The following is a 1,023-nucleotide window of genomic DNA, read 5'->3' as shown; positions in this document are numbered from 1 at the left end:
CCGTCTCCCACGCCTGCGCCCGACTCGGCTGGCCGCTGGAGTCCACCGAGGTGGTCAGCCTGGTCGGCCGCCCGCTGGACACCCTCGCCCTGGCCCTGAACCCCGGCCGCCGCCTGCTCGTGCTGAGCGCCGACGCCGCGACCCCGGCCGCCGTCGCCGCACTGCTCACCACACGCGGCTACGGCGCCGCCCGCCTGCGGGTGCTCGAACAGCTCGGCGGCCCGGCCGAACGCCGGCTCGACGGCACCGCCGACGGCTGGCCGCACCCACCCGGCGACCCGCTGAACGTCATCGCGGTCGACCTCGGCGACGGCCCCCGCAACCCGCTCGTCCCCGGCCTTCCCGACGCCGCCTACGAGAGCGACGGCCAGCTCACCAAGCGGCACGTGCGCGCCGCCACCCTCGCCATCCTCGCCCCCTCCCCCGGCGAACTGCTCTGGGACGTCGGCGGCGGCTCCGGCTCGATCGCCGTCGAGTGGCTGCGCGCGCACCGCGACTGCCAGGCCGTCAGCATCGAACGCGACCCGGTGCGGGCCGAACGGATCGCCCGCAACGCCGCCGCCCTGGGCGTGCCACGACTGCGCGTGGTGACCGGTCCGGCCCCCGCCGCGCTCGCCGAACTCCCCGCCCCCGACGCGGTGTTCATCGGCGGCGGCCTCACCGCGACCGGCCTGCTGGACAGTTGCTGGGCCGCCCTGCGACCGGGCGGCCGGATCGTCGCCAACACCGTGACGCTGGAATCCGAGGCGCTGCTCACCGAGTGGTACCGGCGCCACGGCGGGGAGCTCGTCAAGCTCGCCGTCGCGCACGCCGTCCCGGTGGGCGGCTTCACCGGGTGGCGGCAGGCCATGCCGGTCACCCAGTGGTCCGCCGTCAAGCCCAACACCCCTCAGGAGAACGCGTCGTGACCGTCCACTTCATCGGAGCCGGCCCCGGCGCCGCCGACCTGATCACCCTGCGCGGCCAGCGCCTCCTGGCCCGCGCCGAGGTCTGCCTGTACGCCGGCAGCCTGGTACCGCGCGA

Annotated in this window: 2 protein-coding genes; both read left to right on the top strand. The window is 76.4% G+C overall.

Annotation, left to right across the window (positions count from 1 at the left end; translation table 11 throughout):
- Positions 1-908 (top strand): precorrin-6Y C5,15-methyltransferase (decarboxylating) subunit CbiT (cbiT, locus tag ACFWPT_RS40940; RefSeq protein ID WP_380488138.1); only part of this gene is annotated, 908 nt, incomplete at its 5' end.
- Positions 905-1,023: SAM-dependent methyltransferase (locus tag ACFWPT_RS40935; protein WP_380488140.1), on the top strand; the 119-nt coding region annotated here is incomplete at its 3' end. The genes cbiT and ACFWPT_RS40935, both read left to right, overlap by 4 nt.

This window comes from Kitasatospora sp. NPDC058478 (genome assembly GCF_042720345.1).
Taxonomy (GTDB): Bacteria; Actinomycetota; Actinomycetes; order Streptomycetales; family Streptomycetaceae; genus Kitasatospora.
Note: the sequence above shows the minus strand (reverse complement) of the source record. Positions and strands in the feature narration are given on the sequence as shown.